The organism is Leclercia pneumoniae (assembly GCF_017348915.1).
In the GTDB taxonomy this organism is placed as follows: domain Bacteria; phylum Pseudomonadota; class Gammaproteobacteria; order Enterobacterales; family Enterobacteriaceae; genus Enterobacter; species Enterobacter pneumoniae.
The window spans coordinates 3695531-3716887 of the sequence record NZ_CP071383.1 but is presented as its reverse complement, the minus strand read 5'-3'; the positions used below and the strand labels follow the sequence as shown (position 1 = coordinate 3716887).

The 21357-nt window shown below is 58.4% G+C and carries 18 protein-coding genes; 9 read left to right on the top strand and 9 right to left on the bottom strand.

Annotated features, from left to right (window positions below):
- Positions 1 to 6: 6 nt before the first annotated feature.
- Together JZ655_RS17995 and JZ655_RS17990 are read left to right on the top strand one after the other, a co-directional pair.
- Positions 7 to 1494, top strand: a complete 1488-nt coding sequence (locus JZ655_RS17995) for a UxaA family hydrolase (protein ID WP_046885810.1) — start codon at positions 7 to 9, stop codon at positions 1492 to 1494.
- A gap of 74 nt (positions 1495 to 1568) precedes the next feature.
- Positions 1569 to 2123, top strand: coding sequence for a YgjV family protein (locus JZ655_RS17990; RefSeq protein WP_207292443.1), 555 nt, complete (start codon positions 1569 to 1571; stop codon positions 2121 to 2123).
- A 16-nt stretch (positions 2124 to 2139) separates the two neighbouring features.
- On the opposite strand, the gene sstT is transcribed toward JZ655_RS17990, so the two are convergent.
- The 4 genes from sstT to JZ655_RS17970 form a co-directional block, all read right to left on the bottom strand.
- Positions 2140 to 3381, bottom strand: a complete 1242-nt coding sequence (gene sstT, locus JZ655_RS17985; protein ID WP_046885812.1) for a serine/threonine transporter SstT — start codon at positions 3379 to 3381, stop codon at positions 2140 to 2142.
- 264 nt (positions 3382 to 3645) lie between these two features.
- The gene (locus JZ655_RS17980; protein ID WP_207292442.1) at positions 3646 to 4614 is read right to left on the bottom strand and encodes a TerC family protein; all 969 of its coding nucleotides are present in this window, start codon (positions 4612 to 4614) and stop codon (positions 3646 to 3648) included.
- 252 nt (positions 4615 to 4866) lie between these two features.
- On the bottom strand, positions 4867 to 5865 hold the full coding sequence (locus tag JZ655_RS17975; protein WP_207292441.1) for a Gfo/Idh/MocA family protein: 999 nt from the start codon (positions 5863 to 5865) through the stop codon (positions 4867 to 4869).
- Positions 5866 to 5935: 70 nt separating this feature from the next.
- Positions 5936 to 6439: a YgjP-like metallopeptidase domain-containing protein gene (locus JZ655_RS17970; protein WP_046885815.1), complete on the bottom strand. Its 504-nt coding sequence runs from the start codon at positions 6437 to 6439 to the stop codon at positions 5936 to 5938.
- Between the two features lie 83 nt (positions 6440 to 6522).
- Between JZ655_RS17970 and rlmG the strand changes: the two genes are divergently transcribed.
- Positions 6523 to 7659 (top strand): 23S rRNA (guanine(1835)-N(2))-methyltransferase RlmG, encoded by a 1137-nt coding sequence (gene rlmG / locus JZ655_RS17965; RefSeq protein WP_040073942.1) that lies wholly within the window; start codon positions 6523 to 6525, stop codon positions 7657 to 7659.
- 96 nt (positions 7660 to 7755) lie between these two features.
- Here rlmG and JZ655_RS17960 read toward each other — a convergent pair whose 3' ends face one another.
- The 3 genes from JZ655_RS17960 to lsrR all read right to left on the bottom strand — a co-directional run bounded on the left by JZ655_RS17960 (position 7756) and on the right by lsrR (position 12584).
- On the bottom strand, positions 7756 to 9777 hold the full coding sequence (locus JZ655_RS17960; RefSeq protein WP_207292440.1) for an NADPH-dependent 2,4-dienoyl-CoA reductase: 2022 nt from the start codon (positions 9775 to 9777) through the stop codon (positions 7756 to 7758).
- A gap of 167 nt (positions 9778 to 9944) precedes the next feature.
- Positions 9945 to 11579: an autoinducer-2 kinase gene (gene lsrK, locus JZ655_RS17955; protein WP_052452713.1), complete on the bottom strand. Its 1635-nt coding sequence runs from the start codon at positions 11577 to 11579 to the stop codon at positions 9945 to 9947.
- Positions 11580 to 11612: 33 nt separating this feature from the next.
- Entirely contained in the window at positions 11613 to 12584 is a 972-nt protein-coding gene (lsrR, locus tag JZ655_RS17950) for a transcriptional regulator LsrR (protein ID WP_040073944.1), read from the bottom strand.
- Between the two features lie 215 nt (positions 12585 to 12799).
- On the opposite strand from lsrR, the gene lsrA reads away from it, so the two are divergent.
- From lsrA to lsrG, 6 genes are read left to right on the top strand one after another with little or no spacing between them, the layout of a single operon-like run.
- A complete protein-coding gene (gene lsrA, locus JZ655_RS17945; RefSeq protein ID WP_207292439.1) occupies positions 12800 to 14287 on the top strand; it encodes an autoinducer 2 ABC transporter ATP-binding protein LsrA in 1488 nt (495 codons plus the stop codon).
- Positions 14284 to 15315, top strand: a complete 1032-nt coding sequence (lsrC, locus tag JZ655_RS17940) for an autoinducer 2 ABC transporter permease LsrC (RefSeq protein ID WP_207292438.1) — start codon at positions 14284 to 14286, stop codon at positions 15313 to 15315. The genes lsrA and lsrC overlap by 4 nt, the downstream gene beginning before the upstream one ends.
- Positions 15316 to 16299 (top strand): autoinducer 2 ABC transporter permease LsrD, encoded by a 984-nt coding sequence (gene lsrD, locus JZ655_RS17935; protein WP_207292437.1) that lies wholly within the window; start codon positions 15316 to 15318, stop codon positions 16297 to 16299. It abuts the gene before it with no gap.
- A complete protein-coding gene (lsrB, locus tag JZ655_RS17930) occupies positions 16296 to 17297 on the top strand; it encodes an autoinducer 2 ABC transporter substrate-binding protein LsrB (RefSeq protein WP_040073947.1) in 1002 nt (333 codons plus the stop codon). Before lsrD ends, lsrB begins: the two co-directional genes overlap by 4 nt.
- 11 nt (positions 17298 to 17308) lie before the next feature.
- A complete protein-coding gene (gene lsrF / locus JZ655_RS17925) occupies positions 17309 to 18196 on the top strand; it encodes a 3-hydroxy-5-phosphonooxypentane-2,4-dione thiolase (RefSeq protein ID WP_040073948.1) in 888 nt (295 codons plus the stop codon).
- The gene (gene lsrG, locus JZ655_RS17920) at positions 18193 to 18486 is read left to right on the top strand and encodes a (4S)-4-hydroxy-5-phosphonooxypentane-2,3-dione isomerase (RefSeq protein ID WP_022649458.1); all 294 of its coding nucleotides are present in this window, start codon (positions 18193 to 18195) and stop codon (positions 18484 to 18486) included. The genes lsrF and lsrG overlap by 4 nt, the downstream gene beginning before the upstream one ends.
- A gap of 84 nt (positions 18487 to 18570) precedes the next feature.
- On the opposite strand, the gene JZ655_RS17915 is transcribed toward lsrG, so the two are convergent.
- Together JZ655_RS17915 and ygjG are read right to left on the bottom strand one after the other, a co-directional pair.
- Positions 18571 to 19419, bottom strand: a complete 849-nt coding sequence (locus JZ655_RS17915) for a dihydrodipicolinate synthase family protein (RefSeq protein WP_207292436.1) — start codon at positions 19417 to 19419, stop codon at positions 18571 to 18573.
- 323 nt (positions 19420 to 19742) lie between these two features.
- Positions 19743 to 21122, bottom strand: a complete 1380-nt coding sequence (ygjG, locus tag JZ655_RS17910) for a putrescine aminotransferase (RefSeq protein ID WP_207292435.1) — start codon at positions 21120 to 21122, stop codon at positions 19743 to 19745.
- Positions 21123 to 21357 lie beyond the last annotated feature (235 nt).

The following is a 21357-nucleotide window of genomic DNA, read 5'->3' as shown; positions in this document are numbered from 1 at the left end:
GTTGATATGCAATACATCAAGATCCATTCGCTGGATAACGTTGCGGTAGCGCTGGCGGATCTGGCCGAAGGCACGGAAGTGACTTTTGATAACCAGAGCGTCACGCTTCGTCAGGCTGTTTCGCGCGGGCATAAGTTTGCCCTGCGCCTGATTGCCAAAGGGGAGAATGTCGTCAAATACGGCCTGCCTATCGGCCATGCGCTGGCAGACATTGCGCCGGGTGAATTCATTCACTCCCACAATACCCGCACCAATCTGAGCGATCTGGACGAGTACAGCTATCAACCCGATTTCCAGGCCGGGGAGCAGCAGGCCGCGGATCGCGACGTGGAGATCTACCGCCGCGCCAGCGGTGAGGTGGGGATCCGCAACGAGCTGTGGATCCTGCCGACCGTCGGCTGCGTGAACGCCATGGCCCGTCAGATGCAGAACCGTTTCCTGAAAGAGACGAACAACGCCGAAGGTATCGACGGCGTTCACCTGTTTAGCCATACCTACGGCTGCTCGCAGCTGGGCGACGACCACATTAATACCCGGACCATGCTGCAAAATATGGTGCGTCACCCGAATGCCGGTGCAGTGCTGGTGGTAGGTCTCGGCTGTGAAAACAATCAGGTGGATGCCTTCCGCGAGACCCTGGGGGAGTATGATCCCGATCGCGTGCACTTTATGGTCTGTCAGCACCAGGACGATGAAGTGGAAGCGGGGCTTGAGCAGCTGCACCAGCTGTATGAGGCGATGCGCCACGATAAACGTGAGCCAGGTAAGCTGAGTGAGCTAAAATTCGGCCTCGAGTGCGGTGGTTCTGATGGTCTGTCCGGCATCACCGCTAACCCGATGCTGGGACGTTTCTCTGATTACGTGATTGGCAACGGCGGCACCACCGTGCTGACTGAAGTGCCGGAGATGTTCGGCGCAGAGCGTATTCTGATGAGCCACTGCCGCGATGAAGCGACCTTTGAAAAGACCGTGACCATGGTCAACGACTTCAAACAGTACTTTATCGCCCACAACCAGCCCATCTATGAAAACCCGTCGCCGGGCAACAAAGCGGGCGGGATCACCACTCTGGAGGAGAAATCCCTCGGCTGTACGCAGAAAGCGGGGGCCAGCCAGGTGGTTGATGTGCTGCGCTACGGCGAGCGCCTGAAGACGCACGGCCTGAACTTGCTGAGCGCGCCGGGCAACGATGCGGTCGCCACCAGCGCCCTGGCGGGAGCAGGCTGTCATATGGTGCTGTTCAGTACCGGGCGCGGTACGCCGTACGGCGGCTTTGTCCCTACGGTGAAAATTGCCACCAACAGCGAGCTGGCGGCGAAGAAGAAGCACTGGATCGATTTCGACGCAGGCCAGTTGATCCACGGCAAAGGGATGCCCCAGGTGCTGGATGAGTTTGTTGATCTGATTGTTGATATTGCAAACGGCAAATCTACCTGTAACGAGAAAAACGACTTCCGTGAGCTGGCGATCTTCAAAAGCGGCGTGACGTTGTAAATCACAGGGATCGAATTAAAGCGGCGTTTCTTAAGGAAGCGCCGTTTCTTTTTGCCTGACCACAGGAAACTTTCATGACCGCGTATTGGCTTGCCCAGGGCGTTGGTGTCTTCGCCTTTCTGATCGGCATTACCACCTTCCTCAACCGCGACGAGCGGAAATTCAAAATCCAGCTCTCCCTCTACAGCGCCGTTATTGGCATCCATTTCTTTCTGATGGGAGCCTTTCCGGCTGGCTCCAGCGCCATGCTCAATACCGTGCGCACGCTGATTACCCTGCGCACCCGCAGTTTGTGGGTGATGACGGTGTTTATTGTCCTGACGGGCGGCATTGGGCTGACTAAATTCCATCACCCCATGGAGTTGCTGCCGGTTGCCAGCACCATCGTTAGCACCTGGGCGCTGTTTCGCAGCAAAGGGCTGACGATGCGCTGCATTATCTGGTGCTCCACGCTCTGTTGGGTGATTCATAACTTCTGGTTGGGGTCGATTGGCGGGACCTTAATCGAAGGGAGTTTTCTGGTCATGAACGGGCTGAACATCATCCGTTTCTGGCGCATGCAGCGCAGGGGGATCGATCCGTTTAAAGTAGAGAAAGACTTGCGGGAAGAGCGCCCCTCCGTCCGTTGACGGAAGGGCTTGAGTGTTAACTGCGCAGGGCGTTTTTCGCCAGACGCGCATCTTCTGCCTGGCAGGCTGCTGCGGTGAACAGTACATCGGTCGATGAGTTCAGCGCCGTTTCGCAAGAGTCCTGTAATACGCCGATAATGAAGCCCACCGCCACCACCTGCATGGCAATCTCGTTTGGAATGCCAAACATATTACACGCCAGTGGGATCAGCAGCAGCGAGCCGCCCGCCACGCCGGATGCACCACAGGCGCACAGTGAAGCCACCACGCTCAACAGCAGCGCCGTTGGCAGGTCAACCGGAATACCCAGCGTATGTACGGCCGCCAGAGTCAGTACGGTAATGGTAATCGCCGCGCCGGCCATATTCACGGTTGCGCCTAACGGAATCGACACCGAATAGGTATCGCGATCCAGGTTCAGCTTCTCGGCCAGAGCCATATTCACCGGAATGTTCGCTGCGGAGCTGCGGGTAAAGAAGGCATATACGCCGCTTTCACGCAGGCACATCAGTACCAGCGGGTACGGATTACGACGGATTTGCCAGAAGACCAGCAGCGGGTTAATCACCAGCGCAACCAGCAGCATGCAGCCAATCAATACCATCAGCAGCTGGGCATAACCCCACAGGGTGTCGAAGCCGGTGGTTGCTAACGTGGAAGAGACCAGGCCGAAGATACCGATAGGGGCGAAGCGAATCACGATTTTCACCATAAAGGTCACGGCATTGGACATATCGTTGACCAGGTTTTTCGTCGTTTCGTTACCGTGACGCAGCGCGAAGCCCAGGCCAATTGCCCACACCAGGATGCCGATATAGTTCGCATTCAGCAGGGCATCCACCGGGTTAGAGACCATGCTCATCAGCAGGCCACGCAGCACCTCAACGATGCCGGATGGTGGGGTAATGTCTCCCGCAGCGCTGGTCAGATGCAGCGTTGAAGGGAAGAGGAAGCTAAAAATGACCGCCGTCAGCGCAGCAGAAAATGTGCCTAACAGGTAAAGGAACAGGATAGGGCGGATGTTGGTTTTCTGGCCGTGCTGGTGATTAGCAATAGAGGCCATCACCAGCATTAACACCAGCACCGGCGCCACCGCTTTCAGCGCGCCAACAAACAGTGTACCGAGCAGACCGGTGGCAATTGCCGCAGATTTAGAGACCAGCGCCAGCAAGATACCCAGCACCAGGCCCACCAGTATTTGTTTTACCAGGCTGCCATGCACGAGGCGTTGAAGCAGACCCGAAGATTGTGTCGTCATAGAAATTCCTAAAGTGAAATTGCGTTCCATCCTGGCCGTGATCTCAGTCACGCTTATGTCTGGATGTAACTAAATGTTTGCCTGGTTGAGTATAAAGAATGTGCGGTAAGGGGGAAGCGCAAAATGCTGGAATTTACGCACTGCGTCATGTTTTTTAACTGTCTGTTTACATTTTTGCGGAGCAGAGCAATATCCAAAAAAAACGGCAACCCGGAGGTTACCGTTTTCAGTCGAATTTAACGCGTCAGGAGGCGATATCCGACCTTACTGCGTCTGCTGCTTTTTATCGTTCTGATGGTTCACCCAGGCGTTGATGATTAAGGTCAGCGCCAGAATGCCAAACACTATGCCCAGCGAGATGGCGATCGGAATATGATAGAAGTCGACAATCAGCATCTTAATACCGATAAAGACCAGGATAACCGACAGGCCATACTTCAGCATTGAGAAGCGCTCCGCGACGCCCGCCAGCAGGAAGTACATGGCACGCAGGCCCAGAATCGCAAACAGGTTTGAGGTCAGGACGATGAACGGGTCGGTGGTCACCGCGAAGATCGCCGGAATGCTGTCCACCGCGAAGATCACATCACTTAGCTCAACCAGAATCAGCACCAGAAGCAGCGGCGTGGCAAACAGCAGGCCATTTTTGCGCACAAAGAAGTGCTCGCTCTCGATGGTATCGGTCATGCGCAGATGGCCGCGAAGCCACTTGACCATCGGCTTTTCGCCGATGCCGGTTTCGTCCTCTTTCGCCAGCGCCATTTTGACCCCGGTGAAGAGCAGGAACGCGCCAAAGACATACAGCAGCCATTCGAACTGCGTAATCAGCCAGCTACCGGCGAAGATCATGATGGTACGCAGGACAATGGCACCCAGTACTCCGTAAACCAGCACCCGGCGCTGCAACGCCGCCGGTACCGCGAAGTAACTGAACAGCATCAGCCAGACGAAGACGTTATCCACCGCCAGCGCTTTTTCAATCAGATAACCGGTGAGGAAGGCGAGCGCCTGCGGATCGGCGACAGCGCGGCCCTGGGTTGTCGCCAGGTACCACCAGAAAGCGGCGCAGAAGAGCAGAGAGAGGGTGACCCACACCAGGGACCAGGCGGCGGCTTGCTTCATGGTCATGCCGTGTTCGCCGCGACGACCCTGCAAAAAGAGGTCTATCGCCAGCATGATGAGCACGACAACCGCGAATCCGCCCCACAACATTGGAGTGCCGACAGAGTGCATAATTTTTTTCCTCGCACATAAAAAACAAAAACGGCTATGGTCGAAAGACGATAGCCGTTAGCTTTTTATGCATAGACCTCGCCTTTCGGCAAGGTCTCACTTACAACCATGAAGGTTGCCCGGCGACCGGATGCGGTTTTGCACGCATCGTAATGACGATCCACCGGCAAGGAAGTTACTCCCCTTTGCACGTAACAAAATATGTCAGGTCAATGATTTCGTCAATCTCCTGCCAGACTTTATTACATAGCTTTACGCGGTGACTTCAGCGCTCAGACCGTCAGCGGGGAAGACCACACCGGTCTGACGGCGGATTTCTGTCTGCAGTTTCGCCGTGGTGCGGCTGACCGCGAGGCCCGGGTGATTCACTTCATTGTCTTCAACCAGTCGCGCGAATACCTCTGCCTCATAAAGCATAGTGTTAATATGCTGAGGCTGCGTCAGCTCCTGCGCTTTGCCGCCGCGCGGCACGAAGCTCAGTTTCTGGCACTCAGAGATTTTTTCAATCACCAGCGAGCCGTTTTCGCCCTGAATTTCGCTTGGCAGCACCGAATCACTCACTTTGGAGTGTTGCAGCGTGACGCTGAAATCACCGTAATCCAGTACTACTAACCCGTGGGCATCGACGCCGCTCTCCAGCAGACTGGCGGTGGCGGTTACACCGTGCGGTTCGCCCCATAGCGCCACGGCACTGGCGAGGCAGTAAAACCCAATATCCATAATCGAGCCGTTAGAAAAAGCCGGATTAAAGGTGTTTGGGTTTTCGCCGTCAAGATAGCGCTGATAGCGCGACGAATACTGGCAGTAGTTGATAAAGGCTTTACGCACTTTGCCAATTTTCGGCAGGGACTGCTGCAACAGCAGAAAGTTTGGCAGGCTGGCGGTTTTGAAGGCTTCGAACAGCACCACCTGGTTTTCGCGGGCAAGCGCAATTGCGGCTTCTACTTCCTGAATATTCGAGGCCAGCGGCTTTTCGCAAATCACATGTTTTTTATGGCTGAGGAACAGTGCCGTTTGCGTAAAGTGCAGAGAGTTTGGGCTGGCGATATAGACAGCATCAATGGCATCGCTTTGAGCCATCTCTTCCAGAGAGGTAAACAGGTGTTCGACGAGATAATCACCGGCAAAAGTCTGGGCCTGTTCAAGGCTACGGGAAAAGACTGCGGTGAGTTTGAATTTGCCGGTCTCGTGGGCGGCGTCAACGAACTGGCGGGTGATCCAGTTCGTTCCAATGACTGCGAAACGTATCATAAACGTTTACGTACTCCGTAGCTGGGAACCTTTAGCCACTGTAGCACGGCCGCGTGACAAAATGAGTGCGCTATTCCGCATTACCTTTTAACGATAAATGCGTAAGCCATAACCGGGTATCAAACTCCAGCTGGTGGTATTGCGGTTCCATATGGCAGCACAGGGAGTAGAACGCTTTGTCGTGCTCTTTCTCTTTCAGGTGCGCCAGCTCATGCACCACGATCATTCGCAAAAACGCCTCGGGGGCGTTGCGAAACACCGTCGCTACGCGGATCTCGGCTTTGGCTTTTAGCTTGCCGCCCTGCACGCGAGAGATGGCGGTATGCAGGCCGAGAGCATTTTTCAGGACGTGGATCTTGTTGTCGTACATCACCTTATTGATCGGCGGCGCGCTCTTCAGATACCGGTTTTTCAGATCCTGCGTATACTGCCAGAGCGCCTTATCGGTCGCGAAATCGTGCGTGCCGGGGTAGCGTTTTTCCAGCACCGCGCCCAGCTTTTGCTCGGCAATCAGGCTGCGAACCTGAGTCAGTAAGTTCTCCGGGTAGCCCTGGAGATAAGTAAGTTGGTTCATCAAGGCCCCAAAATAATGTGAAAACAGGTATACTCACGCACCCTTTTCAGGGATACGCCAAATTTTACCATTCAGGAGGGCCGATGAGCCACTTAGACAACGGTTTCCGTTCACTCAACCTTAAACGTTTCCCGGAAACGGATGACGTTAACCCGCTTCAGGCGTGGGAAGCGGCGGATGACTATCTGCTGCAGCAGTTGGATGACACTGAAATCAGCGGCCCGGTTCTGATCCTGAATGACGCCTTTGGCGCGCTGGCCTGCGCGCTGGCAGAGCACACGCCCTACAGCATCGGCGACTCTTACCTGAGCGAACTGGCAACGCGTGAGAACCTGCGCCATAACGATATCGATGAAGGCAGCGTGAAGTTCCTCGACAGCACCGCGGACTACCCGCAGGCGCCGGGCGTGGTGCTGATTAAAGTGCCAAAAACCATGGCGCTGCTGGAGCAGCAGCTGCGCGCGCTGCGTAAGGTTGTCACCCCGCAAACGCGTATCATCGCCGGTGCCAAGGCGCGCGATATCCACACCTCGACGCTGGAACTGTTCGAGAAAGTGCTCGGCCCAACCACCACCACGCTGGCCTGGAAAAAGGCGCGCCTGATCAACTGCACCTTCAGCGCACCGGAACTGGCTGACGCACCCGAAACCCTGAGCTGGAAGCTGGAGGGTACCGACTGGACCATTCACAACCATGCGAACGTCTTCTCCCGCACCGGGCTGGATATTGGGGCGCGTTTCTTTATGGAGCATCTTCCGGAGAATCTCGAAGGGGAGATCGTTGACCTGGGCTGTGGTAACGGCGTAATTGGCCTGACGCTGCTGGCGAAGAACCCGGACGCCAGCGTAGTGTTTAGCGATGAGTCGCCAATGGCGGTGGCATCAAGCCGTCTGAACGTCGAAACCAACATGCCGGACGCGCTGGATCGCTGCGAGTTTATGATCAACAACGCGCTGTCGGGCGTGGAGCCTTTCCGCTTCAACGCCGTCTTCTGTAACCCGCCGTTCCACCAGAAGCACGCCCTGACGGATAACGTTGCGTGGGAGATGTTCCACCACGCCCGCCGCTGCCTGAAAATTAACGGCGAGCTGTACATCGTGGCGAACCGCCACCTGGACTACTTCCACAAGCTGAAGAAGATTTTCGGTAACTGCGTCACCATCGCGACGAACAATAAGTTTGTGGTGCTGAAAGCGGTTAAGCTGGGACGTCGTCGGTAAGATGATTACCGCCTCACCCTAACCCTCTCCCCACGGGGGAGAGGGGACGAATACACCCTCGCCCCTGTGGGGAGAGGGCCGGGGTAAGGGGAAAAATTAAATGCTTAATGCCAGCATCGTCCCCTGCGCAATCGCCCGTCGGGCATCCAGCTCCATCGCCACATCACACCCACCAATCAGATGCACCGTTTTGCCGGCATCGCGCAGCGGATCTGCCAGATCGCGTTTCGGCTCCTGCCCGGCACATAAAATCACCTGATCCACCGCCAGCAGCTGCGGCTCTCCGCCGATCGTCACATGCAGACCGTCGTCGTCGATCTTCTGGTAACTCACCGCCGGGATCATCTTCACCCCCCGTGAGAGCAGGGTGGCGCGGTGGATCCAGCCCGTGGTTTTACCCAGCCCTTCACCCGGTTTGCTGGCTTTACGCTGCAGCATCACAATCTGGCGCGGGCTTCGCGGCAGTTGCGGCCCTTCCGGGCGTAACCCACCGGACTGGTTCAGGCTGGTATCGATTCCCCATTCCACACAAAATTCGGCAATGTTCTGGCTGGTGGCCTCCCCTGGCTGACTCAGGTACATGGCGGTATCAAAGCCGATTCCGCCGCAGCCGATAATCGCCACCTTTTCGCCCACCGGCACTTTATCGCGTAGCACGTCGAGATAGCTCAGCACCTTCGGATGATCGATACCCGCGATCGCCGGGGTACGCGGGGCAATCCCGCTGGCGAGGATCACCTCGTCGAAACCGATCAGATCGGGCGCATTCACTCTCTGGTTGAGCTGCAGATTGACGCCCGTGACCTCGATCATCCGGCGGTAGTAGCGCAGCGTCTCGTAAAACTCCTCTTTGCCGGGGATCTGTTTGGCGATATTAAACTGCCCGCCAATCTCGGCCGCCGCGTCAAACAGCGTGACGCTGTGCCCTCGCGCGGCGGCATTAACCGCAAACGCTAACCCTGCCGGCCCTGCACCGACCACGGCAAGACGTTTTTTTACGATCGCCGGGATCACTGGCAGTTTGGTTTCGTGGCAGGCGCGTGGGTTGACCAGGCAGGAGGTGACTTTGCCCACAAAGATCTGATCCAGACAGGCCTGGTTACAGCCGATGCAGGTGTTGATCTCATCTGCGCGGCCGCTCTGCGCTTTAGAAAGGATCTCCGCATCGGCGAGGAACGGGCGCGCCATAGAGACCATATCGGCATCACCGCGTGAAAGCACATCGTCCGCCACCTGCGGATCGTTAATACGGTTGGTGGTCACCAGCGGAATAGAGACTTTGCCTTTCAGCTTACGCGTCACCCAACTGAACGCGGCGCGCGGTACCGGGGTAGCGATGGTCGGGATGCGCGCCTCGTGCCAGCCGATGCCGGTGTTGATGATCGTGGCTCCGGCGGCTTCTATTGCCTGGGCCAGCTGGACGGTTTCGTCGAAGGTGCCGCCGCCCTCCACCAGGTCGAGCAGCGAGAGACGGTAGACGATAATAAAATCTGCACCCGCCCGTTCCCGTACGGCGCGCACCACCTCGACGGCAAAACGCATGCGGCGGGCATAATCGCCGCCCCATTCGTCGTCGCGCTGGTTGGTGCGGGCGGCAAGAAACTCGTTAATCAGGTAGCCTTCCGACCCCATGACCTCTACGCCATCATATCCTGCTTCCCGCGCCAGTGCGGCGCAACGGGCGAAGTCGTCAATCAGCGCCAGGATCTGATCGTGACTGAGCGCCAGCGGTTTGAAGCGGTTAATCGGTGCCTGAATGGCAGAGGGCGCCACCAGATGCGGCTGATAGCTGTAACGGCCGGTATGCAGGATCTGCAGCGCGATTTTGCCCCCCTCACGATGGACGGCGTCGGTCACGAGGCGGTGATGGGGAAGCTGGCTGGCGTCATTCAGTACCGCGCCGCCCTCCATCGTAACGCCAGAAAGGGCGGGGGCCACGCCGCCGGTCACAATCAGCGCCACGCCATGGCGGGCGCGCTCGGCGTAGAAAGCCGCCAGGCGCTCAGCGCCGTCCGGACGCTCCTCCAGACCGGTGTGCATCGATCCCATCAGTACACGGTTTTTGAGGGTGGTGAACCCCAGGTCGAGCGGGGCGAATAACGACGGGTAGCGGCTCATACTCTCTTCCAGTGTTAATTTATTGTTATGTGGTCGGATGAGTTACTAATTTAGCCAGCGGAGAGTAAAAGGGAAAAGGGGAATGCGGTGATTGTGATGGGATTCAAATATTCCCCCCTCACCCTAACCCTCTCCCCACAGGGGAGAGGGGACTGACCTGTGCGGTCCTAAAGTGTTGGCTCAATGTGGTTTTCCCCCTCGCCCCTTTGGGGAGAGGGCCGGGGTGAGGGGGATACCCGCACCAGCCCAGGCGCCTGCCACATTGACGTGGTCAACCCGCTATCCACCAGCCCAAGCTGATCCGCGTATACAGCCTGCCATTTCTGCATCATGCCGTCGTACAGCTCCCGGTGTTCCGGGTTCGGCGTAAATTCGCGGCTCCATTTCACCAGCCGCTCTCCCGTTGAGGCCATATCCGCAAACAGCCCGGCGCCAGTACCCGCCGCAATTGCACAGCCGAGCGCCGTCGCCTCTTTTACCTCGGGCACGCGCACCGGCAGGCCAGTGACGTCACTTAAAATCTGGCTCCATAAGGCGCCTTTTGCTCCGCCGCCCGCAAAGACCAGGCTCTCAAACGTCACCCCGGAAAAGTGCGAAATTTGCGTCAGGTTGCAGGCGGAGACAATCGCCGCGTTCTCTTCCAGCGCGCGGAATAGCGTGGCTTTGTTGCACTTTTCCGGGTCGATGGAGAGATTGATAAACGACGGTGCTGCGTGATACCACTGCTTAAAGTGCATCGCATCAGAAAATATCGGCATCACACCGTGGGATCCCGCCGGCACGCGGCTCGCCATCTCTTCCAGCAGGCTGTAGGTATCTACCCCCATCCGCTCGGCAATGAGCTTCTCTTCCGCGCAAAAGGCATCGCGGAACCAGCGCATGGTCAGCCCGGTAAAGAAGCTAATCGACTCTGCCTGGGCCATACCGGGGATGACGTGCGGGTTAACGCGAATATTCATATCAGGATCGGTTCGCACTTGCGGCAGGTTTACCACCTGCTGCCAGAAGGTGCCGCCTAATACCGCCGTTTGCCCGGTGCGCACCACCCCTAATCCCAGGCAACCCAGCTGTACGTCGCCGCCCCCCATCACTACCGGCGTGCCTTCGCGCAGGCCGCTCTGTTGCGCGGCTTCGCGGGTGATGGCCCCCAGCACGGTCCCCGTCTCTTTCACCGGAGAGAGAATATCGGCGCGCAGCCCGGCCATGTCGAGCAGCGCCGGACGCCAGTCGCGGGAGAAGAGATCTAACATGCCCGTGGTCCCCGCGTTGGACGGATCGACCGCCAGCTCGCCGGAGAGTTTTGCCGCCAGCCAGTCGCTGATCATGGTGATGGTGGCGGCTTTGCGATAGATATCCGGGCGATGGTGCGCCAGCCACAGCAGGCGCGGCATGGCGCTGAGGGCCAGGGTCTGGCCGGAAACGTCATACACCTCGGATTCGAAACGGTAATCGTGGATCTCTTTGAGTTCGGCTACCTCGCGGCTGGCGCGGGCATCGACGTTGGCACAGGCCCAGATGGCCTCGCCGTTGCGGTCATACAGCACAATCCCTTCGCGCATTGAGCAGCAGGCGACGGACTGAATATCCGCCGCGTTCAGGTGCGCGCGCGTCAGCGCCTGCTGAATGCACTGGCAGGCCAGCCGCCAGTTGGTATCGAGGTCAAACTCCATCGACCCAGGCACATTCTCCACGCTCAGGTGTTTCCACTCAGCCTGGCCGACGGCAATCTGGTTGCCTTGTAGATCGAAAATCACGGCGCGAACGCTGCCTGTCCCTGCATCTAACGCTAAAAGGTAACTCATGAGCATGCCTCGTGGTTTGCACGAGCTACGCCCTTATTTTGCCAGGGCCAGCACCGCGCGGGCTGTGGTCTCTTCCGTCACCAGGCCATTGATACGGCGACCTTTCAGTGCGGCATAAATCGCATCGGCTTTCTCTTCGCCACCGGCCACACCAACGATAGTGGGCAGTTGCGCCAGCTCTTCGAGGGTCACGCCGAGTAACTCCTGATGAATCTCCAGATCCTCAACCCGCTCGCCGCCGGCGTTAAGGAAGTAACCGAGGATGTCCCCCACGGCGCCCTTACGGGCGAACATCAGCTGTTCTCCCTCGCTGATGTAGCCGGAGCGTAAAATCGTGGCATCGCGACGCTGGTTCACCGATCCGATACCGACTACGGCTGCATCGGCGGCCGTGGCGGCGAGGATCACATCCCTTACGCTGGCTTCACGCTTTAAGATCCCGGCAACGGATGCTGACGACACGCGCAGCGGGGCGGGGATCATGCTTACGCTACAGGCCGCATCCAGCTGGCCAATACCGGTCATATAGGGCCCGACGCCGCCCGAAAGGGTCACCAGCCGTACCTGCTGTGAACCAATAAAACCGCTTAAGTGCTGGATGCAGCTCATGGTGGTTTCACCAAATCCCACTGCCAGCAGCTGCCCGGGTTCCAGTACGCCCATTAACGACTGGGCGGCACCAATGCCCAGGCGTACGCTCATCGCTGGGGTATTCAGGGCCGGTAACACGCGGGCCAGCTTCAGGCCAAAACGCTGTTGCAGCTCGGTTTCCAGAGCCAGGCACCCCTCGTAGCGCGAGTTAATCTGTACGCGGATCACCCCCGACTGACGCCCTTTCTCCAGCAGGCGGGAAATCTTCAGGCGCGGCAGGCCTAACCGTTCGCCTATGTCGTTCTGGGTCAGGCCGTCGTGGTAGTAACACCAGGCCACGCGAGCCACCAGCTCTTCCTCTGACAGCGCCAGTCCAGCAAACCGGCTCTCTTCGACAATGCGTTTCTCGCTCATAGATGAACTCTTATAAAAATTTAGATCATATGTTCGTTATGTTGCGCCGCGAAAATGTGAGCCACGCGACAAAACGGATCTTTTAATGTGTTTGGCTAATCTCTGGATCTCAAACCATAAAACTGTGATCCCTGCACGGTTGTAAATATAGTTCAGGGTCTACGCTTTTGAACATTATTAAATCTAAAAATCTTTTGTTCAATGGCGGCGTGAAGATGAAAACACTCTTAGAGGCACGCGATATCCATAAGCAGTTCTCTGGCGTTCCGGTGTTGAAAGGCATTGATTTCACACTGCTGTCAGGCCAGGTGCATGCGTTAATGGGCGGTAATGGCGCGGGAAAATCGACGCTAATGAAGATCATTGCCGGGGTTGAGACGCCCGATCGCGGTGAACTCTCTGTGGCCGGTCACGCATTTGCGCGCCTTAAGCCCGGCCAGGCGCACGGGCTTGGCATCTATCTGGTGCCGCAGGAGCCGATGCTGTTTCCCAATCTCACGGTGCGCGAAAACATTCTTTTCCGCCTGCCGCGCGGCAACGACCTTAATACACGCCTGACCGATAAGCTCCAGCAGCTGCAGTGCCAGCTAAATCTCGACGCGGCCGCCAGCACTTTGGAGGTGGCAGATCAGCAGATGGTGGAGATCCTGCGCGGGTTAATGCGCGAGGCGCAGATCCTGATCCTTGATGAACCTACCGCATCGCTCACGCCCGGGGAAACCGAGCGCCTGTTCCGCCAGATCCGCGCGCTCCAGGCGCTGGGGGTCGGCATTGTTTTTATCTCCCATAAGCTGCCGGAGATCCGCGCGCTCGCCAGCCACGTGTCGGTGATGCGTGACGGCGCGGTGGTACTCAGCGGCGAAACCGCGCAGCTGGATGACAATGCGCTGATCGCTGCCATGACCCCGGTCAGCCGGGATCGCAGCTTAAGCGATACACAAAAACTGTGGCTGGCCCTGCCGGGAAACCGCCGTACCCAGGCGCAGGATTTCCCGGTCCTGCGGGTGGACGATCTCACCGGGGAGGGATTTATCGATCTCAGCCTGGAAATTTACGCCGGCGAGATTGTCGGCCTCGCCGGGCTGGTGGGATCCGGGCGCACGGAGTTTGCGGAAACCCTCTATGGCCTACGTCCGGCACGCGGAGGGCGCGTCTGGCTGGAGAATCAGGAGATCGGCCACGATACCGTTTCGGCCCGCCTCGGGAAGGGGCTGGTCTACCTGCCGGAGGACAGGCAGGTATCGGGTCTGTTCCTGGATGCGCCGATCCGCTGGAACACCGTGGCGCTGAACGAGCCCTCTGTCTGGCAACAGCGCAAGCGGGAATCTGCGGTGGTGGAGCGTTATCACCGGGCGCTGGGGATCAAACTCAACCATGCGGATCAAACCGTGCGCACCCTCTCCGGCGGTAATCAACAGAAGGTCCTGCTGGCACGCTGTCTGGAGGCCAACCCACTGCTGTTGATCGTCGATGAACCTACGCGCGGCGTAGACGTCTCGGCGCGCGCCGATATCTATCAGCTGCTTAAGAGCGTGGCGGCACAAAACGTGGCGGTGCTAATGATCTCAAGCGATCTTGATGAGTTTCCCGGTCTGGCGGATCGCGTGCTGGTGATGCACCAGGGGAGGCTCAGCGGCGAGTTGCCCCGCCAGGCGGTCAGCCTCGATCGCATGATGGCATTGGCCTTCGGAGGCCAGGCATGAAGACCTTATTAAAGAACCGTGAGCTGAGCGCTTTACTGGCGATCCTCGCTCTGTTTGCCGTACTGGTGGCACTGAATCCGACCTATTTAAGTCTACAGACGCTGGGAATGATCTTTGCCAGCGCGCAGATCCTGATCCTGCTGGCGATCGGCGCGGCGCTGGTGATGCTGACCCGTAATATTGATGTTTCAGTGGGATCGACCGTCGGCCTCTGCGCCATTGCTGTAGGCGTGGCGCTTAATAACGGCTATAGCCTGCCGGTCTCTATGCTCTTTGCGCTGATGATAGGCGCGCTGGCCGGTGCGTTTAATGGTCTGCTGGTGGTGGGGCTACGTATCCCGGCGATTGTGGCCACCCTCGGCACGCTGGGGCTCTATCGCGGTGGCATGCTGCTCTGGACCGGTGGGAAGTGGATAGAAGGGCTGCCACCGGCCCTGAAAGGCCTCTCAGCGCCGGTCGCCCTCGGGATTTCACCGTTGGGCTTTGTGGTGCTGTTTATCGCCGCCGTGGGGGCGTGGATCCTGTCGCGCACCGCTTTCGGGCGTGATTTTTATGCGGTGGGCGACAACCTCGCCGCCGCACGCCAGCTGGGCGTGGCGGTAAACCGCACCCGCATGCTCGCTTTTACTCTGAACGGCATGCTGGCGGCCTGTGCGGGCATTATCTTTGCTGCGCAGATTGGCTTTGTGCCAAACCAGACCGGCAGCGGACTGGAGATGAAAGCCATCGCCGCCTGCGTACTTGGCGGAATTTCGCTGCTGGGCGGGACGGGCACGCTAATTGGCGCGCTGCTCGGCGCCTTCTTCCTGACCCAAATCGACACCGTGCTGGTGCTGTTCAGGCTCCCGGCCTGGTGGAACGACTTTATCGCCGGGCTGGTGCTGCTGGGGGTGCTGGTCCTCGACGGGCGCTTGCGTCAGGCACTCGCACGACATCAGCGGGCGCTGAAGTACAGCCGCTTTCATCCAGGCAATAAAGGGGGAAAACACGTCACCCCCTTTCCAAAACGCAAAAAAGAGGTGGCGTAAATGAAGCTTAACTGGGAAAGCGCGCTGCTGATCTTGCTGGTGCTGGAGATCCTGCTCTTTGGCGCCATTAACCCGCGGATGCTCGATATCAACATGTTGCTGTTCAGCACCAGCGACTTTATCTGCATCGGCATTGTGGCGCTGCCGCTAACGCTGGTGATCATCAGTGGTGGGATTGATATTTCGCTGGGGTCGACCATCGGTCTGTGCGCCATTGCGCTGGGGGTGATGACGCAGGCGGGATGGCCAATGGCCGTCGCCATTCCGATGACGCTGCTGCTCGGTCTGCTGTGCGGATTGCTCAACGCCGCGCTGATTCACTACACCGGTATCAGCCCGCTGGTCATTACCCTCGGCACGCTCTACCTCTACGGCGGCGGGGCGCTGCTGCTCTCTGGCATGGCGGGGGCGACCGGCTATGAGGGGATTGGCGGCTTCCCGGAGAGCTTTACCGCCTTCGCTAACCTGACGCTCTTCGGCCTGCCGATCCCGCTGGTGCTCTTCGCCGTCGTAACTCTTTTCTTCTGGCTGATCACTCATCGCGGACGCTTTGGCCGGCATCTGTTCCTGATCGGCCAGAACCCCCGCGCGGCACGCTATGCGGCGCTGTCGGTAAACGGCATGCCTTACGCGCTGTATGGCCTGGTGGGCGTAGCTTCGGCGATTGCCGCCCTGGTGATGGTCTCTTATTTCGGTTCCGCGCGTTCGGATCTCGGGCGCGATTTACTGATGCCGGCCCTCACCGCCGCCGTGCTCGGCGGGGCGAATATCTACGGCGGGTCAGGTTCGATTGTGGGTACGGCGCTGGCGGCGTTGCTGGTGGGCTACCTGCAACAGGGGTTACAGATGGTCGGCATCCCCAACCAGGTGTCGAGCGCGCTATCAGGGGCGCTACTGGTTGTGGTGGTGATGGGACGTTCGCTGAGTCTGCACCGTGAATGGGTGCGCAATATCTTCCTGAAAACTACCCGGAGCGTACGATGAAAACAAAACTGATAGTGCTGGCGATGGCCCTCAGCTTCGCCTCGGCGCAGGCGGCAGACCGCATCGCCTTTATCCCGAAATTGGTGGGAGTCGGCTTCTTTACCAGCGGCGGCAACGGCGCGAAAGAGGCGGGTAAAGATCTCGGCGTAGATGTGACCTACGACGGCCCGACCGAACCGAGCGTCTCCGGCCAGGTGCAGCTGATCAACAACTTCGTCAACCAGGGGTACAACGCCATTATCGTCTCTGCCGTGTCGCCGGACGGTCTCTGCCCGGCGCTGAAGCGCGCGATGCAGCGCGGCGTGAAGGTGCTGACATGGGATTCCGACACCAAACCGGAGTGCCGCAGCATTTACATCAACCAGGGCACACCGGAACAGCTCGGCGGCCTGCTGGTAGAGATGGCCGGCAAGCAGGTCACCAAACCGAATGCCAAAGTCGCCTTCTTCTACTCCAGCCCGACCGTCACCGACCAGAACCAGTGGGTCAAAGAGGCGAAAGCCAAAATCGAGAAGGACCATCCTCAATGGCAGGTCGTCACCACCCAGTTTGGCTATAACGACGCCACCAAATCCCTGCAAACCGCCGAAGGGATCTTAAAAGCCTATCCGGATCTGGATGCGATCATCGCCCCGGACGCTAACGCCCTGCCGGCGGCAGCGCAGGCGGCAGAAAACCTGAAGCGGGAAGGGGTCGCGATCGTCGGGTTCAGTACGCCGAACGTAATGCGCCCCTACGTTGAGCGCGGCACGGTAAAAGCCTTTGGGCTGTGGGATGTGGTGCAGCAGGGCAAAATTGCGGTCAACGTCGCCGATCATATGTTGAAAAAGGGCGATGTTAACGTTGGCGACAGCGTAGAGATTAAAGACATTGGGACGCTGAAGGTTGAGCCGAACAGCGTGCAGGGCTACCAGTATGAGGCGAAGGGCAACGGCATCGTGCTGCTGCCGGAGCGGGTAGTGTTCACCAAAGAGAACATAGATAAGTACGACTTCTGACGGGGGAGAGCATGGCTGATTTAGACGACATCAAAGACGGCAAGGATTTTGGTATCGGTACGCCGCAGGTCAACGTACCTTACACCCTGAAGGGCTGCGGTTCGCTGGACTGGGGCATGCAGTCCCGGCTTTCACGCATCTTCAACCCGCAAAGCAACCGCACGGTAATGCTGGCTTTTGACCACGGCTACTTCCAGGGGCCAACCACCGGCCTTGAACGTATCGATCTCTCCATTGCCCCGCTGTTTGGCGAGACCGACGTGCTGATGTGCACTCGTGGCATTTTGCGAAGCCAGGTGCCCGCGGCCACCAACAAACCGGTGGTGCTGCGCGCCTCCGGGGGAAATTCGATTCTGGGCGAGCTTTCCAACGAGTGCGTGGCGGTCGCGATGGAGGACGCGCTGCGCCTGAACGTCTGCGCGGTAGCGGCGCAGGTCTATATCGGCAGTGAATTTGAGCACCAGTCCATCAACAACATCATCAAGCTGGTGGACGCGGGCGCGCGCTATGGCATGCCGACGCTGGCGGTAACGGGGGTGGGCAAAGAGATGACGCGCGACGCCCGCTATTTCTCGCTCGCCAGCCGCATCGCCGCCGAGATGGGGGCGCAGTTCGTTAAGACCTATTATGTCGACGAGGGCTTTGAGAAAGTGACCGCCAGTTGCCCGGTGCCGATTGTCATCGCCGGGGGCAAGAAGCTACCGGAAAACGAGGCGCTGGAGATGTGCTGGCGCGCCATCGACCAGGGGGCATCCGGCGTGGACATGGGGCGCAATATCTTCCAGTCCAGCGCGCCGCTCGCCATGCTGAAGGCGGTGAAAAAAGTGGTCCACGAGAACATGCGCGCGCGGGACGCGTTCCAGTTCTGGCAGGAAGAGAAACAGGGAGAAGCAAAATGAATGTGACGCTGGTAGAGATCAATATCAAACCCGAACGGGTAGATGAGTTTCTGGAGGTGTTTCGCGCCAATCATGAAGGGGCGATTCAGGAGCCGGGCAATCTGCGCTTTGATGTACTGCAGGATCCGCGGGTGAAAACCCGGTTCTTTATCTATGAAGCCTATAAAGACGAAGAGGCAGTATTAGCGCATAAGCAGACGCCGCACTATCTGGCCTGCGTGGATAAGCTCGAGGAACTGATGTCGGAGCCGCGTAAAAAACGCTGTTTTGTCGGGTTGTTGCCGGAATAACGGTCTTGCCCGGTGGCGCAACGCGGACCGGGCATGTGGAGTGTAAATCCCGCTTGCCGGGTACGCGGAGCACCAGCGGGTGGTTCAGGCCAGCTCAAGGCTGACAATCAGTCTCGCCAGCGCTTCACGCGGCTCGCCCTGGATCGCCTGCAGGGGAAACGGCAGTGCGGGCACCGTGACTTTTCCCATCATCTCGGCTGCGGCTGCCATGACGCGCAGGCTGCCATAACGGCGGAACAGCGCCCACAGCGGCTCAAGCCGTTCAGATTGCGCCGTCTCTTTTGAACGCGCAATCGCCAGCGCGGTCTGCGGGAACACGCCTGCGATAACCGAGTACCAGACGTCGAACCCGGCCCGCAGGGCTGGCGCTGCCTGCCAGTCGCCGCTGATGCCCATGGTAACGTTGTCCGGAAGGCGCGAGCGTACCTGCGCGATATCCTCCGGCACGCGGCCAAATTTCACGGAGCCGATGTTCGGTAGCGCCGCCACGGCAAACATCAGCTCATCGCTAAATGTAAAGCCGGTAGTGGCCGGGTTATCGTAAACGCACAGCGGAACGGAGAGCTGGCGGGTAACCCGCTCGTACAGCGAATAGACCTCCTCCGCCGTCAGCCGCTGGTACGAGACCGGGGCCATTAGCACGCCGGCCGCCCCGGCCGCTTGCGCGTCGTCGGCCAGACGCAGAATATCGTCCAGCCGAAGTGCGCCGATGCTCACCATCACAGGGATGCCGCCCGCATGCTCAACCGCACAGCGTGCTACCTGAGCCCGTTCTGCAACGGTGAGGTACGCGTAGCTGCCCGTGGAACCAAGAATACCCAGCGAATCTACGCCCGCATCCACCAGTGGGCGCAGAAGGGTTGTGAAAGCCTGCTCGTCGATCTTTCCCTCTTTCAGGGGGGTCAACGGAAATGCACTTAATCCGTGAAACATCGTCTCTCCTCTTAAAGCGCCAGCGGTGAACCTGAGCCGTCGTCATCGCGTTAACAAAAAATAAAGCAGGGGCCATCACGGCAAGATGCGAGGCTACTGACGGCGTAACCTCTGTTGACGGTTTTATACCATGGTTGTGACCCAACAAGGATAAAGACAAGGTATGGACCTGGCCGGAAGCGAATATCGTTCCGGTAAGCCAGGCGTTGGCAAAAACAGAGCGGGGCCAGTAAAGGGGAAATGTGCGGCGGTTTACCGTTAAAAAGGTTCGGACGTAGCGGAAAAAAAACGGCCGGGCAGGCGCAGGGCCGCCCGGCGCTTTTTTACGCCTCTTCGACGCTCACTCTCAGCGCCGCCAGCGCTTTACGCGCAGCTTTCAGCACCTGCTCACACTGCTCAATGGTGAGCGTGAGCGGCGGTTCAATGCGGATGGTTTTGGCGTTGTTCAGCGTGCCGGCTACCAGCACCCGCTGGCGGAACATCTCGCTCGCGAAGTTGTAGCCGATTACGTTATCAACAAACTCGATAGCCATCAGCATCCCTTTGCCGCGTGCGTCCTGCACCAGGTCCGGGTATTCACGCCCTAGCTGGCGGAAACCATCGAGCAGCATGTCGCCTTTCTGCTCGGCCTGCGCAGGCAGGTTTTCCTCCAGTAATACGTTGATGGTCGCCAGCGCAGCTGCACAGGCCAGCGGATTACCGCCGAAGGTGGTGGTGTGCAGGAACGGGTTATCAAACAGCACCGAGAATACCTCTTCGGTCGCCACTGTGGCGCCAATCGGCATTACGCCGCCGCCCAGCGCCTTCGCCAGGCAGAGAATGTCTGGCTGCACGTTCTCATGCTCGCAGGCAAACATCTTGCCTGTACGCCCCATACCGGTCTGTACTTCGTCGAAGATCAGCAGCGCGCCAAACTCATCGCACAGCTGACGCACGGCAGGCAGATAGCCTTGCGGAGGCAGAATCACGCCCCCTTCACCCTGAATAGGTTCCAGAATCACCGCCGCCACGTCATCGCCGGTTTTACGGCACTCGCTGAGCTGCAGGCGCAGCGCAGCAATATCGCCGAACGGCACATGGCGGAAGCCCGGCAGCAGCGGCATAAACGGTTTACGGAAGGTCGATTTTGCCGTCGCGGAGAGGGCGCCCAGCGATTTGCCGTGGAAGGCACCGCTGGTGGCGATAAAGGTGAATTTTCCGCGCGGCGACTGGTACGCTTTGGCGAGCTTAAGCGCCGCTTCGACCGACTCCGTGCCGCTGTTGCTAAAGAAGCTGTATTTCAGTTTGCCGGGGGTCAGGGCCGCCAGCGTTTTTGCCAGCATCGCCCGCAGGGGGTCGAGGAGTTCCTGACTGTGAAGAGGTTGTTTAGCGAGTTGATTCTGTACGGCGGAAACGACAACTGGATTACGGTGCCCCACGTTGAAAATCCCAAAACCACCCAGGCAATCAATAAACTCCTGTCCCTGGGTGTCGACAAGCGTATTTAAACTCCCCGCCTGCCACTCTACGGCTCCGTAATCCCCGCCAGCGGTCACAGATTTTCGATACTCTAAAAACCCCGGATTCACATGCTCTTTGAAGTAATCAATCACCTCGCGGTTAAGTTGTTTCATCTCCTCATGATCAAGCGTTTGCTTTTCAATGAGATTCAGTGCGTGCGCGGTACAGGCAAGAGCCGAGGCGCTGGAGGGTAACCTGTTCAAGATGTGCTCCCGGGGATCGCGTATCACATGATACTGAGTTAATTATTGCAGGGATTGCGCCACTTCCGATGACCCGACGAAAATCGGGATAAACGCCAGGTTAAAGTAATGTTGCACAATATTTAATCATGTGAGACGCAGCGGAGGCGGTTTTGGCGTAGGGTCGCGGGCCATTGCGTTGCACTCATTTTCGTCAATTGCACTGACGTGGTGCGGCGCACGCTACTTAAGTAGG